At 72.7% G+C, this 13369-nt stretch carries 15 protein-coding genes; 9 read left to right on the forward strand and 6 right to left on the reverse strand.

All coding sequences use genetic code 11. The features are described 5' to 3' along the window. The first annotated feature begins 18 nt into the window (after positions 1-18). Positions 19-255, forward strand: coding sequence for a DUF6213 family protein (locus tag OHB09_RS04485; protein WP_040897235.1), 237 nt, complete (start codon positions 19-21; stop codon positions 253-255). A gap of 68 nt (positions 256-323) precedes the next feature. Here OHB09_RS04485 and OHB09_RS04490 read toward each other — a convergent pair whose 3' ends face one another. Continuing rightward, a complete protein-coding gene (locus tag OHB09_RS04490) occupies positions 324-1550 on the reverse strand; it encodes an acyl-CoA dehydrogenase family protein (protein WP_191889608.1) in 1227 nt (408 codons plus the stop codon). Positions 1551-1753: 203 nt separating this feature from the next. On the opposite strand from OHB09_RS04490, the gene OHB09_RS04495 reads away from it, so the two are divergent. Next, positions 1754-2404 (forward strand): TetR family transcriptional regulator, encoded by a 651-nt coding sequence (locus tag OHB09_RS04495; RefSeq protein ID WP_006144240.1) that lies wholly within the window; start codon positions 1754-1756, stop codon positions 2402-2404. 29 nt (positions 2405-2433) lie between these two features. On the opposite strand, the gene def is transcribed toward OHB09_RS04495, so the two are convergent. Next, positions 2434-2976 (reverse strand): peptide deformylase, encoded by a 543-nt coding sequence (gene def / locus OHB09_RS04500; protein WP_328921635.1) that lies wholly within the window; start codon positions 2974-2976, stop codon positions 2434-2436. 169 nt (positions 2977-3145) lie between these two features. Between def and OHB09_RS04505 the strand changes: the two genes are divergently transcribed. From OHB09_RS04505 to OHB09_RS04530, 6 genes are all read left to right on the forward strand, one after another. Further along, a complete protein-coding gene (locus OHB09_RS04505; RefSeq protein WP_040897231.1) occupies positions 3146-4384 on the forward strand; it encodes a MurT ligase domain-containing protein in 1239 nt (412 codons plus the stop codon). A gap of 26 nt (positions 4385-4410) precedes the next feature. After that, entirely contained in the window at positions 4411-5139 is a 729-nt protein-coding gene (locus OHB09_RS04510) for a type 1 glutamine amidotransferase (protein WP_006144238.1), read from the forward strand. Between the two features lie 188 nt (positions 5140-5327). Then, positions 5328-6353: a 6-phosphofructokinase gene (locus OHB09_RS04515; RefSeq protein ID WP_006144237.1), complete on the forward strand. Its 1026-nt coding sequence runs from the start codon at positions 5328-5330 to the stop codon at positions 6351-6353. A gap of 107 nt (positions 6354-6460) precedes the next feature. Beyond that, positions 6461-7411: a cytochrome c oxidase assembly protein gene (locus tag OHB09_RS04520; RefSeq protein WP_006144236.1), complete on the forward strand. Its 951-nt coding sequence runs from the start codon at positions 6461-6463 to the stop codon at positions 7409-7411. Positions 7412-7676: 265 nt separating this feature from the next. Continuing rightward, positions 7677-8225: a DUF3455 domain-containing protein gene (locus OHB09_RS04525; protein WP_006144235.1), complete on the forward strand. Its 549-nt coding sequence runs from the start codon at positions 7677-7679 to the stop codon at positions 8223-8225. A gap of 90 nt (positions 8226-8315) precedes the next feature. After that, positions 8316-8474 carry a hypothetical protein gene (locus OHB09_RS04530; protein WP_167794851.1) on the forward strand — a complete coding sequence of 53 codons (159 nt, stop codon included), beginning with the start codon at positions 8316-8318 and terminating at the stop codon, positions 8472-8474. 208 nt (positions 8475-8682) lie between these two features. Here OHB09_RS04530 and OHB09_RS04535 read toward each other — a convergent pair whose 3' ends face one another. The 4 genes from OHB09_RS04535 to OHB09_RS04550 are packed head-to-tail and all read right to left on the reverse strand — an operon-like array spanning position 8683 to position 12765. Next, positions 8683-9891, reverse strand: a complete 1209-nt coding sequence (locus OHB09_RS04535; protein WP_006144233.1) for a sensor histidine kinase — start codon at positions 9889-9891, stop codon at positions 8683-8685. Continuing rightward, entirely contained in the window at positions 9888-11621 is a 1734-nt protein-coding gene (locus OHB09_RS04540; RefSeq protein WP_093597647.1) for a sodium/solute symporter, read from the reverse strand. The genes OHB09_RS04535 and OHB09_RS04540 overlap by 4 nt, the downstream gene beginning before the upstream one ends. 3 nt (positions 11622-11624) lie before the next feature. After that, positions 11625-11984, reverse strand: a complete 360-nt coding sequence (locus OHB09_RS04545; protein WP_006144231.1) for a hypothetical protein — start codon at positions 11982-11984, stop codon at positions 11625-11627. A gap of 10 nt (positions 11985-11994) precedes the next feature. Beyond that, positions 11995-12765 carry a LytR/AlgR family response regulator transcription factor gene (locus tag OHB09_RS04550; protein ID WP_006144230.1) on the reverse strand — a complete coding sequence of 257 codons (771 nt, stop codon included), beginning with the start codon at positions 12763-12765 and terminating at the stop codon, positions 11995-11997. Positions 12766-12842: 77 nt separating this feature from the next. Here OHB09_RS04550 and OHB09_RS04555 point away from each other — a divergent pair, with 77 nt between their 5' ends. Further along, complete coding sequence (locus OHB09_RS04555) at positions 12843-13364, forward strand: Lrp/AsnC family transcriptional regulator (protein WP_006144229.1); 522 nt, start codon at positions 12843-12845, stop codon at positions 13362-13364. The last annotated feature ends 5 nt before the right edge of the window (positions 13365-13369 follow it).

The raw sequence follows: 13369 nt of genomic DNA on the forward strand, positions 1-13369 counted from the left end.
GCGGCTACGATCGCTGTCGTGAACCGCGAAGTGACCCTGCCTCTCATCGTCGACGACCGCGGCACGTTGCAGGTGGCGGCCGCCGACGTCAGCAAGCTGCTGCGCACGGTCGGCGGCCGGTGGCTCCACCTCGTGGAGTCCGGGCAGGGCGGACTCGACGAGGACACCGTGGCGGCACTGACCATCGAACTGGCCAAGCTGGCCGACCGGATCGACGTGGCCTGCATCGCCCACAGCAGCGGAACCCCGACCTGACCTTCCGGGCCGGGCGGTCGCCGCCGTGGGCGGGGCCACGGCGGCCCGCTTCCATGGGCGGCCGCTCGCTAGCGGATCGGCATCCCCGACAGCGTGCGGGCGATCACCAGGCGCTGGATCTCGCTGGTGCCCTCGAAGATCGTGTAGATCGCCGCGTCGCGGTGCATCCGCTCCACCGGGTACTCCCGGGTGTAGCCGTTGCCGCCGAGGATCTGCACGGCCTGCGCGGTGACCTTCTTCGCCGTCTCACTCGCGAACAGCTTGGACATCGAGCCCTCGGCCGCCGTGAACGGCCTGCCGTTGACCGCCATCCAGGAGGCCCGCCACACCAGCAGCCGGGCCGCGTCGATGGAGGTCCGCATGTCGGCGAGCTGGAAGGCGACGCCCTGGTTGTCGATGATGGGCCGGCCGAACTGCTGACGGGTCTTGGCGTAGTCCAGGGCGACCTCGTAGGCGGCCCGGGCGGTGCCGACGGCCATCGCGCCGACCGCGGGGCGGGAGGCCTCGAAGGTGGCCATCGCCGCGTTCTTCACGCGCTCGCCGCCCTGCTTCGCCTTCTCGCGGGCCCGGGCGAGGCGCTCGTCGAGCTTCTCCTTGCCGCCGAGCAGGCAGGAGCCGGGGACGCGCACGTCGTCGAGGACGACCTCGGCGGTGTGCGAGGCACGGATGCCGTGTTTCTTGAACTTCTGCCCCTGGGAGCAGCCGGGTGTGCCCGGCGGGATGATGAAGGAGGCGTGGCCCTTGGAGCCCAGCTCCGGGTCGACGGAGGCGACGACGACGTGGACGCCTGCGATGCCGCCGTTGGTCGCCCAGGTCTTGGTTCCGTTGATCACCCACTCGTCCTTGGCCTCGTCGTAGACGGCGCGGGTGCGCAGGGAGGCGACGTCGGAGCCGGCGTCGGGCTCGGAGGAGCAGAACGCGGCGACCTTGACGTCGTTCGCGTCGCCGTACATCTGGGGGATCCAGGTGCCGATCTGCTCCTCGGTGCCGTTGGCGAGGACGCCGACGGCGGCGAGGCCGGTGCCGACGATGGACAGGGCGATGCCCGCGTCGCCCCAGAACAGCTCCTCCATGGCCATGGGGATGCCGAGACCGGTGGGGTCGAAGTACTGCTGGGCGTAGAAGTCGAGGGAGTAGATGCCGACCTTGGCGGCCTCCTGGATGACAGGCCAGGGGGTCTCCTCGCGCTCGTCCCACTCGGCGGCCGCGGGCCGGATCACGTCGGCGGCGAAGCCGTGGAGCCAGTCCCGGACCTCGCGCTGTTCCTCGCTCAGCTCCATGGTGAACTCGGCCATGTCCCCTCCAGTGCTGCGGTAGCCTCTCACTAGCTATGTTACTAGCGGTAACTCGGAGTCTGTTACCGACGAGTAGGAAAAGTCAACTCCCAGGCCCGGACGGGCCGCGACCTGCACTCGCGCCGACGGCCGTTCGAGGTCGGACCGCCGGGCAGTGCTACTTTGCGCAGGCGTCACCGAAACACGACGGGTGGGGAGAGACCATGGAGACCACGCAGCGGAGCGATCACCAGACATCCGCCGACCGCCGCCGGCGCGAGCTGCTGGAGGCCGCCGACCGGGTGGTCCTCCGCGACGGTCCCGGCGCCTCGATGAACGCCATCGCCGCCGAGGCAGGCATCACCAAGCCCATCCTCTACCGCCACTTCGGCGACAAGGGCGGGCTGTACGCCGCCCTGGCCAAGCGGCACACCGACGCGCTGCTCGCCTCGCTGCGGGCCGCGCTGGACGCCCCCGCCGAGCGCCGGGAGCGGGTGGAGGCCACGCTCGACACCTACCTCGCCGCGATCGAGGCCCGGCCGCAGGTCTACCGGTTCCTCATGCACCCCGCGGAGGGCGGCCCCCAGCAGCCCGCCGAGGCCGGCTTCGACACCGGCCGCAACTCCATCCCCGTGCTGCGCCGCATGGGCGAGGAGCTGGGCCAGGTCATCGAGGAACGGCTCGACCTCGGCCCCGGCACCCAGCAGCTCGCCCGCATGTGGGGCCACGGCATCGTCGGCATGATGCATGCCGCCGGAGACTGGTGGCTGGGCGAACGCCCCTGCCCCCGCGCCGAGTTGGTGCGCGCCCTGGCCGACCTGCTGTGGGGCAGGCTGGCCGCGGCGGGCGACCGGGTCGGCGGTCCCGGATTCTGAACTCCCGTTCCGGCGGCCGCCCCGGCCGGTCACCGGTCCGCCCAGCCGGCCCGCGCCGCCTGCCGCATCACCCGCCGGTGGCGCCACCCCCGCACCCGGTCCACGTACAGCTCGCCCCCGAGGTGGTCGTGCTCGTGCTGGAGGCACCGCGCGAACCAGCCGGTGCCCTCCACCCGCAGCGGCTCCCCGGTGACCGTACGGCCCTCCAGCACCGTACGGTCGTACCGCGGGGTCGCCGCCTCCAGGCCGGGCAGCGAGAGGCACCCCTCGGGGCCGCGCACGCTCACCCCGTCCCTCGCCACCAGCCGGGGGTTCACCAGGTGCCCCAGGTGGCGCACCCCCTCGTCGTCCTCGCAGTCGAAGACGAACACCCGCAGCGGCTCGCCGACCTGGTGGGCGGCCAGGCCCACACCCCGTGCCGCGTACATGGTGGCGAACATGTCCTCGACGAGCGCGGCCAGTTCGGGCCCGAACGCGGTCACCTCCGCGCCGGGCGCGCGCAGCACCGGGTCTCCGAGCAGGGTCAGGGGCCGGACGCGTCCGCGGACGCCCGGCAGGGAACGATGTCGCATGGCGGTCAGCGTACGGTTTCCCCTGCACCCCGCCGGAAGCGCCGAGGACCGTTCCGCCCGCGCCGTACCGGTCCGGGATTCGGGTGTGCGAATGGATCTCGATAGGCTGACGTCCATCACGTTGCCGACAGGCTTCCGGGCGGCGCGTACCAGAGAGGATCGAGAACTGATGGCAGGCAACTCGGACCCGCTCTCGCCGCGGGCCAAGCTGGCCGTGACCGCCGGCAAGGCGGTCGCAGCGGCCTCGCGCGCCGCGGGGCGCGGCAGCGGTTCGGTGATCGGCGGCAAGGTGGCGCTCAGACTCGACCCCGACCTGCTGGCCCGGCTCGCCCAGAACCTGGACGTCGTCCTCGTGTCGGCGACCAACGGCAAGACCACCACCACCCGGCTGATCGCGGAGGCGCTGCGCGCCGCCGGCCCGGTGGTGTCCAACGCGCTCGGCGCCAACATGCCGGCCGGCATCACCTCCGCGCTGGCGGGCGGCTCGGAGTCGAAGTACGGCGTCATCGAGGTCGACGAGAAGTACCTCGCCGGCGTGGCCCGGGACACCGACCCCAAGTGCATCGCGCTGCTCAACCTCTCCCGCGACCAGCTCGACCGGGCCGCCGAGACCCGCATGCTGGCGGAGAACTGGCGCGAGGGACTGGCCGGTTCCAAGGCGGTGATCGTCGCCAACGCGGACGACCCGCTGGTGGTGTGGGCCGCCTCCTCCTCCCCCAACGTGATCTGGGTCGCGGCGGGACAGATGTGGAAGGACGACGCCTGGTCCTGCCCCTCCTGCGGCGGTGTGATGCAGCGGCCGGGCGACGACTGGTTCTGCGGCGAGTGCGGCTTCCGCCGCCCGGTGCCGAGCTGGGCGCTCTCCGGCGACCACGTCCTGGACCCGCACGGCTCCGCCTGGCCCATCCACCTCCAGCTCCCGGGCCGCGCCAACAAGGCCAACGCCGCCTCCTCCGCGGCCGTCGCCGCCGTCTTCGGTGTGCCGCCGCAGGTGGCGCTGGAGCGGATGTACCAGGTGCAGGCGGTGGCCGGCCGCTACGACGTGGTGCAGTTCCAGGGCCGCGACCTGCGGCTGCTGCTGGCGAAGAACCCGGCCGGCTGGCTGGAGACGTTCTCGCTGATCGACCCGCCGCCCACCCCCGTGATCCTCTCGGTCAACGCGCGCGGCGCCGACGGCACCGACACCTCCTGGCTGTGGGACGTGGACTACACCCGGCTCACCGGCCACCCGATCTTCGTGCTCGGCGACCGCAAGCTGGACCTCGCCGTACGCCTCGAGGTCGCGAACCAGTCCTTCCAGGTGTGCGACAGCCTCGACCAGGCGGTGCAGGCCGCCCCGCCCGGCCGGATCGAGGTCATCGCGAACTACACCGCCTTCCAGGACCTGCGCCGCCGCGTCGGCAACTGACCTCGAGCGATCTTCCAAGGATGAGCATGAGCGACAACCAACTGCGGCTGGTGTGGATCTACCCCGACCTGCTGAGCACCTACGGCGACCAGGGCAACGCGCTGGTCGTGGAGCGCCGGGCGCGCCAGCGCGGGCTCGACGTGGCCCGGCTCGACGTGCGCAGCGACCAGCCGATCCCCACCTCCGGCGACATCTACCTCATCGGCGGCGGCGAGGACCGGCCGCAGCGGCTGGCCGCCGAGCGGCTGCGCCGCGACGGCGGACTGCACCGGGCGGTGGGCAACGGCGCGATCGTCTTCTCCGTCTGCGCCGGCTACCAGATCCTCGGCCACGAGTTCGTCAACGACCTCGGGCAGCGCGAGTCGGGCCTCGGCCTGCTCGACGTGGTCTCGGTGCGCGGCGAGGGCGAGCGGTGCGTGGGCGACGTGCTCGGCGACATCGACCCCCGGCTCGGGCTGCCCCCGCTGACCGGCTTCGAGAACCACCAGGGCGTCACCCACCTCGGCCCCGGCGCGCGTCCCTTCGCCCAGGTCAAGCTCGGCAAGGGCAACGGCACGGGGGACGGCACGGAGGGCGCGTACAACGACACCGTGTTCGGCACGTACATGCACGGGCCGGTGCTCGCCCGCAATCCGCTCATCGCGGACCTGCTGCTGAAGCTGGCCCTCGACGTGAACGCGCTGCCCCCGGTGGACGACCGCTGGTACGAGGCCCTGCGCGGCGAGCGCATCGCGGCGGCGCAGCAGCCCGCGTGAACGGTTCTCCCCACACCCCGCGCGGGGCCCTTCTGTCGGGCTCCGCGCACAGGTGAGCGGGGGCGTCCAGCACGCGGACGCACGGTTCGGTCCCGCCCCCCTGTGCCGCTAGGGTGGCGGGGATCGAACCGGACGGCGTGGTCCGGGTCCCCGGCCCCCGGGCCCACGTGGAGAAGGTAATTCGGGCGATGCGCATTGGTGTCCTCACGTCCGGCGGCGACTGCCCCGGCCTGAACGCCGTCATCCGGTCCGTCGTGCACCGAGCCGTCGTCGACCACGGCGACGAGGTCATCGGCTTCCGCGACGGCTGGCGGGGCCTCCTGGAGTGCGACTACCTCAAGCTCGACCTCGACGCGGTGGGCGGCATCCTCGCCCGTGGCGGCACCATCCTCGGTTCCTCCCGGGTCCGGCCCGAGCACCTGCGGGACGGCGTGGAGCGGGCCCGGGGCCACCTCGAGGAACTCGGTCTCGACGCGGTCATCCCGATCGGCGGCGAGGGCACCCTGAAGGCGGCCCGGCTGCTGTCCGACGCCGGCCTGCCGATCGTCGGCGTGCCGAAGACCATCGACAACGACATCGCGGTCACGGACGTCACCTTCGGATTCGACACCGCGGTGGGCGTCGCCACGGAGGCGCTGGACCGGCTGAAGACCACCGCCGAGTCCCACCAGCGAGTGCTCATCGTGGAGGTCATGGGCCGCCACACCGGCTGGATCGCGCTGCACTCCGGGATGGCGGCCGGCGCGCACGCCATCGTCGTCCCCGAGCGCCCCTTCGACATCGACGAGTTGACCGCGAAGGTCGGCGAGCGGTTCTCCGCGGGCAAGCGCTTCGCGATCGTCGTGGCCGCCGAGGGCGCCAAGCCGAAGGCGGGCGGCATGGACTTCGACGAGGGCGGCAAGGACGTCTACGGGCACGAGCGGTTCGCCGGCATCGCCCGTCAGCTCGCCCTCGAACTGGAGGAGCGCCTCGGCAAGGAGGCCCGCCCCGTCATCCTCGGCCACGTCCAGCGCGGCGGGACGCCGACGGCCTACGACAGGGTGCTGGCCACCCGCTTCGGCTGGCACGCGGTGGAGGCGGTGCACCGCGGCGAGTTCGGGATGATGACCGCGCTGCGCGGCACCGACATCCACATGGTGCCGCTCGCGGAGGCCGTGGAGACGCTCAAGACGGTGCCCGACGAGCGGTACGCGGAAGCGGAGTGCGTCCTGTAGCGGACTCCCCGGCATGACCTCGCCCCCGGTCGCGGACGCGACCGGGGGCGGTTCTACTCTTGGTTCGGACAGACAGCGCCCAACCCCCACGAATCAGGAGCCGGCGGATGGAGCACAGCGGCCACGGCATGGTCATGGATCTGCCGCCGTTCACGCTGGGCCGGGGCCTTCACTGGTCGGCGGACCCGTTCTTCCTCGTCGCCTGCCTGTTGGGACTCGCCCTCTACGGCTGGGGCGTCGCCCGGCTGCTGCGGCGCGGCGACGCGTGGCCGGTGGGCCGCACGGTCTCCTTCGCCGTCGGTGTGCTGACCGTCGCGCTGATGATGTGCACGCGGCTGAACGACTACGGCATGGTCATGTTCAGCGTGCACATGGTGCAGCACATGGTGATCAGCATGCTCTCCCCCATCCTGATCCTGCTCGGGGCGCCGATCACGCTGGCGCTGCGCGCGCTGCCGACGGCGGGGCACGGTCGCAAGGGTCCGCGCGAGCTGCTCCTGATGCTGCTGCACAGCCACTACATGCGGATCGTCACGCACCCGGCGTTCACGATCCCGCTGTTCATCGCGAGCCTGTACGGGCTGTACTTCACGCCGCTCTTCGACTTCCTGATGGAGTCCAGGACCGGGCACGCGGCGATGATGGTGCACTTCCTCGCGGTGGGCCTGGTGTTCTTCTGGCCGATCATGGGCGTGGACCCGGGCCCGCACCGGCCCGGTTATCTGATGCGGATGCTGGAGCTGTTCGCGGGCATGCCCTTCCACGCCTTCTTCGGCATCGCGCTGATGATGGGCTCGACGCCGATGGTCGGCACGTACGAGAACCCGCCGGCCTCGCTCGGCATCGACGCGCTGGCGGACCAGACCTCGGCGGGCGGCATCGCCTGGGCGTTCAGCGAGGTGCCCTCGGTGCTGGTGCTGCTGGCGCTGCTGTTCCAGTGGTACCGCTCGGAGCAGCGGCAGGCCCGGCGCACGGACCGGGCGGCGGAGCGGGACGGCGACGCGGAGCTGGCGGCGTACAACGCGTACCTGGCCTCGCTGAACGCGCGCGGGAACTGAGCGCGCCCCTTCGCATGACGGCACCGGCGGTGCTCCGGACGGGCGGCGGATTCCTCGGTGGGAATGCGCCGCCCCTGTCTTTTCCGGGGTGGTGCGCCGGGTTCCTGCCAAGAGCCTCGTTCACCCCGTGCGCCTCGGCGGCACGCTCTACGCTCTGCGGTCATACGTTCGACGGGGGGCGGACGCGGCGTTCTCACGCCCGCGTCCGCCCCTTCGCCGTACGTGATCCCGTTCCGTCTTCGCCTGTCGCTCTGGAGAGAGACCGATGAAACTCGCCACCCGTCTCGCGCTCACCACCACGGCCGTCGCCGCCGTGGCCGCCGGCACCTTTTTAGGAGTGACGACCGGCACGGCCGCGGCCACCGGCACCGGTACCGTTCCGCCCGTGCCCAGCGCGGTGAAGGTCCCGGACGGCAACAGGCTCACCGGTGTCTTCGCCGCCGAGGGTGTGCAGACGTACACGTGCACCGACGGCGCCTGGAAGCTCCTGGAGCCCGCCGCCACCCTCAGTGCCGCGCACGACAGGTCCCACCGCCCCGTGGCCCTGCACTCCCGCGGCCCCGTCTGGGTCTCCACGGTGGACGGCAGCGCCGTCAACGCCGCCTCGGTCGCCTCCTCGCCGAGGGACGGCGCCGTCGACGAACTCCTCCTCCGCGCCACCGCCACCCGCGGTTCCGGGGTGTTCGCCGACGTCTCCTACATCCAGCGTCTGGGCACCAGGGGCGGGCTCGCCCCCAGTGCCGCCTGCAGCGGCGGCGACCAGAAGAGCGTCCCGTACTCCGCCACCTACGTCTTCTACAAGCCGTCCGCGTGAAGCGGTGACGGGACGGGGCCGCGGTCGCCCGGTTCCCCCCGCCCGGGAAGGGGCGCATGATGAGGGGAACGAACCCGTGAGGAGGGTGTGATGCCCGGTTCCACGAAGGCGATGGGGGTGATCACCGTCGGCGGGCTGGTGGTCGTCACCGCCTACACGGTGACGCTCGGCAGCAACGGCTGGCTGTGGTTCGGCTGGGTGCTCCTCGTCCTGATCACACTCGGCATGGTCGCCTCCCACGGCACCTGAGGCCGCCGGCCCCTGGGGCGTGTTTCGAAAGTAGCGCCGTCCGCCCTGGAGGGCGGGTTCGGCGGCGTCTGGTGCGTGCGATCGCAAGGCGGAGGGTCGCCCCGATACTGGATGTATCGGGGTGATCCCGACAACGCGGCTGGGGGTCCCCCCTCTGGGGGAGTGCGTGCCAGGCGTCGCCGAACAGGCGGGACTTTCGAAACACGCCCTACGGCTCCCGGGGCAGCCGGGCTCCCGAGTGGACGCCCGGCTGATACTTCGGGAGCCGTGCGGTGATCTTCATACCGGCGCCGGCCGCGGTCTCGATCACGAGGCCGTGGTCGTCGCCGTACACCTGGCGCAGCCGGTCGTCGACGTTGGACAGCCCGATGCCGCCGGAGGGGCTGGTCTCCCCGGCGAGGATGCGGCGCAGCAGCGCGGGATCCATGCCCGGGCCGTCGTCCTCGATCACGACGAGGGCCTCGGCGCCCGCGTCCTGCGCGGTGATGCTGATGTGCCGTTTGTCGGCGGTGCCCTCCAGGCCGTGCTTGACGGCGTTCTCCACCAGCGGCTGCAGGCACAGGAACGGCAGCGCGACGGGCAGCACCTCGGGGGCGATCTGCAGGGTGACGGAGAGCCGGTCGCCGAAGCGGGCCCGGACCAGGGCGAGGTAGTGGTCGATGGCGTGGAGTTCCTCGGCGAGCGTGGTGAAGTCGCCGTGCCGGCGGAACGAGTAGCGGGTGAAGTCGGCGAATTCCAGCAGCAGTTCGCGGGCGCGTTCGGGGTCGGTGCGGACGAAGGACGCGATCACCGCGAGCGAGTTGAAGATGAAGTGCGGGGAGATCTGGGCGCGCAGGGCCTTGATCTCGGCCTCGATGAGCCGGGTGCGGGAGCGGTCGAGGTCGGCCAGTTCGAGCTGGACGGAGACCCAGCGGGCGACCTCGCCGGCGGCACGGACCAGGACGGCGGACTCGCGGGGCGCACAGGCCACCAGAGCGCCGTGCACCCGGTCGTCGACGGTGAGCGGGGCGATCACCGCCCAGCGCACCGGGCAGTCGGGGACGTCGCAGCGCAGCCGGAACGCCTCGCCGCGGCCGGTGTCCAGCGGGCCGCCGAGCCGCTGGAGGATCTCCTCGCGATGGTGCTCCCCCACTCCCTCCCAGGTCAGTACCGTCTCACGGTCGGTCAGGCAGAGCGCGTCCGTGCCGAGCAGGGTGCGCAGCCGCCGCGCGGACTTGCGGGCGGTCTCCCCGGTGAGGCCGGCGCGCAGCGGGGGCGCGGCGAGGGTGGCGTTGTGCAGGGTCTCGAAGGTGGCGTGCTCGACGGGGGTGCCGAGGCCGCCGAGGTTCTGCGGGCGGGCGGTGCGCCGGCCGAGCCAGAACCCGGCGGCGAGCAGCGGCAGCACGGCCACGCACAGTCCGGCGAGGAATCCGCTCATGTCCGTGCCTCCGTGCGCGGCCGGCCCCCGGTGAGCTGCTCGGGCAGGTGGAAGCGGGCGAGGATGGCGGCCGTCCCGGCCGGGACGCGGCCCGGGGTGGCCAGGGAGACCAGCACCATGGTGAGGAAGCCGAGCGGCACGGACCACAGCGCGGGCCAGGCGAGCAGGGCGTGCAGGGTGCCGGTGCCGGTGCCCGGGTAGCCGGCCATGGTGGCGGTGACCGCGGCGAAGGCCGAACCGCCGCCGACGACCATCCCGGCCGCCGCGCCGGGCGGGGTGAGCCGGCGCCACCAGATGCCGAGCACCAGCAGCGGGCAGAAGGAGGAGGCGGACACCGCGAAGGCGAGCCCGACCGCGTCGGCCACCGGCAGCCCGCCCACCAGCACGCTGGCCCCCAGCGGCACGGCCATCGCGAGCAGGGTGCCGAGCCGGAAGTGGCGTACGCCGCGGCTGGGCAGCACGTCCTGGGTGAGCACCCCGGCCACGGCCATGGTCAGTCCGGAGGCGGTGGAGAGGAACGCGGCGAAGGCGCCGCCCGCGACCAGCGCGCCGAGGAGGTCCGCGCCGAGGCCGCCGATGAGCCGTTCGGGCAGCAGCAGGACGGCGGCGTCGGCGTCGCCGGTCAGGGTGAGTTCGGGCGCGTAGAGGCGGCCGAGCGCGCCGTACAGGGGCGGCAGCAGGTAGAAGGCGCCGATGAGGCCGAGGACGGCGACGGTGGTGCGGCGGGCGGCGACGCCGTGCGGGCTGGTGTAGAAGCGGACGACGACGTGCGGCAGGCCCATGGTGCCGAGGAAGGTGGCGAGGATCAGTCCGTAGGTGGCGTACAGGGGGCGGTCCTCGCGGGCGGAGGCCAGCGAGCCGGACATGCCGCCGTCGCCGCCGCGTTCGGCGACGGGGACGGCGGCGCCCTCGGGGAGGGTGAGCCGGGTGCCGCCGGCGACGCGGTGGACACCGGCCGGGAGCGCGATCCGCTCCCCCGTGCGGCGGTGGCCGTCGACCGTGCCGGTGGCGGTCACCGTGAGGGGTTCGGTGAGGCGCAGGTCGAGGGTGGCGTCGACGCGTACGGTGCGCTGCGCGCGCAGGGCGGGGGGTTCGTCGAAGGCGCTGCGGGGTGCGCCGTCGCCCTGCCAGGCGAGCATCAGGAAGAGGGCGGGGACGAGCAGGGCGGTGAGCTTGAGCCAGTACTGGAAGGCCTGTACGAAGGTGATGCTGCGCATGCCGCCGGCGGCGACGATGACGACGACCACGAGCGCCACGACGATCCCGCCGAGCGGGGCGGGCGCCCCGGTGAACACGGCCAGTGTCAGCCCCGCGCCCTGCAGTTGGGGCAGCAGATAGAGCCAGCCGACGCCGACCACGAAGGCTCCGGCGAGCCGCCGCACCGGCTGGGAGGCGAGGCGGGCCTCCGCGAAGTCGGGCAGCGTGTAGGCGCCGGAGCGGCGCAGCGGGGCCGCGACGAAGAGCAGCAGCAGGAGGTATCCGGCGGTGTAGCCGACCGGGTACCAGAGCATGTCGGGGCCTTGGGTGAGGACGAGTCCCGCGATGCCGAGGAAGGAGGCGGCGGAGAGGTACTCGCCGCTGATCGCGGCGGCGTTGAGGCGGGGGCCGACGGTGCGGGAGGCGACGTAGAAGTCGGAGGTGGTGCGGGAGATGCGCAGGCCGAACGCGCCGACGAGGACGGTCGCGAGCACCACCAGGGCGACGGCGGTGACGGAGTAGGTGCGGTCCACGGCTCAGCGGTCCTCCACCAGCCGCACGAAGTCCCGCTCGTTGCGTTCGGCACGGCGCACGTACCAGCGGGCGAGCAGCACGAGGGGGGCGTAGAGGCCGAAGCCGAGCACGGCCCACTGCACCGCGCCGTCGTGCCGCAGGGTGGCGAACAGCAGCGGCAGCGGCCCCACGAGGAGCACGAGCACGGCGAGCACCACAAGGGCGGCGCGGAGCTGGGAGCGCATCAGGGAGCGGACGTAGGTGTGGCCGAGGGTGGTCTGTTCGTCGATCTCGGTGCGGGGCCGGTAGTGCGCGGAGGGGCGGCGGGTGCGGCGGGGCGGGCCGGTGACGACGACGCGGCGCTCGGTGGGATCCTGGGGCACGTCGTACTCCTCAGGTCGTGGTCCGGCGCATCAGCAGGTCCCGCAGTTCGCGGGTGTGCCGCCGGCTGACCTGGAGTTCCTCGCTGCCGACCAGGACGCTCACGGTCCCCGCGTCCAGCCGCAGTTCGACGACGTGGCGCAGGGCGACGAGGTGGCGGCGGTGGATGCGGACGAAGCCGCGGGCCCGCCAGCGCTCCTCCAGCGTGGAGAGGGGGATGCGGACGAGGTGGCTGCCCTGGGGGGTGTGCAGCCGGGCGTAGTCGCCCTGGGCCTCGACGTGGGTGATGTCCTCGACGGGCACGAAGCGGGTGACGCCGCCGAGTTCGACCGGTATGTGGTCGGGGTCGGGTTCGTGCACGGGTATGCGCGGCGGGGTGCCCTTGGCGGGCACGTCCTTGAGCTGCGCGGCCCGGCGGACCGCCTCCGCGAGCCGTTCCCGGCGCACCGGTTTGAGCACGTAGTCGACGGCCTTGAGGTCGAAGGCCTGGACGGCGAAGCCCTCGTGGGCGGTGACGAACACGACGAGCGGGGGGCGGGCGAACCCGGTGAGCAGCCGGGCCAGGTCGAGCCCGTCGAGGCCCGGCATGTGGATGTCGAGGAAGACGACGTCGATCGCGTCGGGCCCGTCGGGGCCGGACTCCAGGGCGCGGTTGATCCGGCGCAGCGCCTCGGTGGCGTCGCTCGCCCCCTCGGCGCCGGCGATCCTGGGGTCGGCGTTGAGCAGGTAGAGGAGCTCCTCGAGCGAGGGACGTTCGTCGTCGACGGCGAGAGCGCGCAGCATGAACGTGGAGTGTAGGGGCGTTTGGTTCGTTCGGACATGTGCCGAACGCGGAGGTTGTCGCTGGATACAGTGCGGCCATGAACAGCAGGCCGGGCGGTTTCGACGCACTCGACCGCCAGATCGTCACCGCGCTCACGGCGAACGCGCGGTCCAGCTTCGCGGAGATCGGCGCGGCGGTCGGACTGTCGGCGACGGCGGTCAAGCGCCGGGTGGACCGTCTGCGGGAGACGGGGGTGATCACCGGGTTCACGGCCACGGTGAAGCCCTCGGCGCTGGGCTGGCGCACGGAGGCGTACGTGGAGGTGTACTGCGAGGGGGCCGCGCCGCCGCGGCGGCTCGCGGAGGTGGTGCGCAACCATCCCGAGATCGCGGCGGCGATGACGGTGACGGGGGGCGCGGACGCGCTGCTGCACGTGCGGGCGCGGGACGTGGAGCACTTCGAGGAGGTGCTGGAGCGGATCCGGGTGGAGCCGTTCATCCGCAAGACGGTCAGCTGCATGGTCCTGTCCCACCTGCTGCCGGAGAGTCCGGAGGCGGGCGCGAGCCAGGCCGCTCCACAGGGGGCCGGGGCGGGGTCGCCCGGCCACGAGGAGGGCTGAGCGGA

It is taken from the genome of Streptomyces griseoaurantiacus (genome assembly GCF_036189845.1).
Classification (GTDB): Bacteria; Actinomycetota; Actinomycetes; order Streptomycetales; family Streptomycetaceae; genus Streptomyces; species Streptomyces griseoaurantiacus.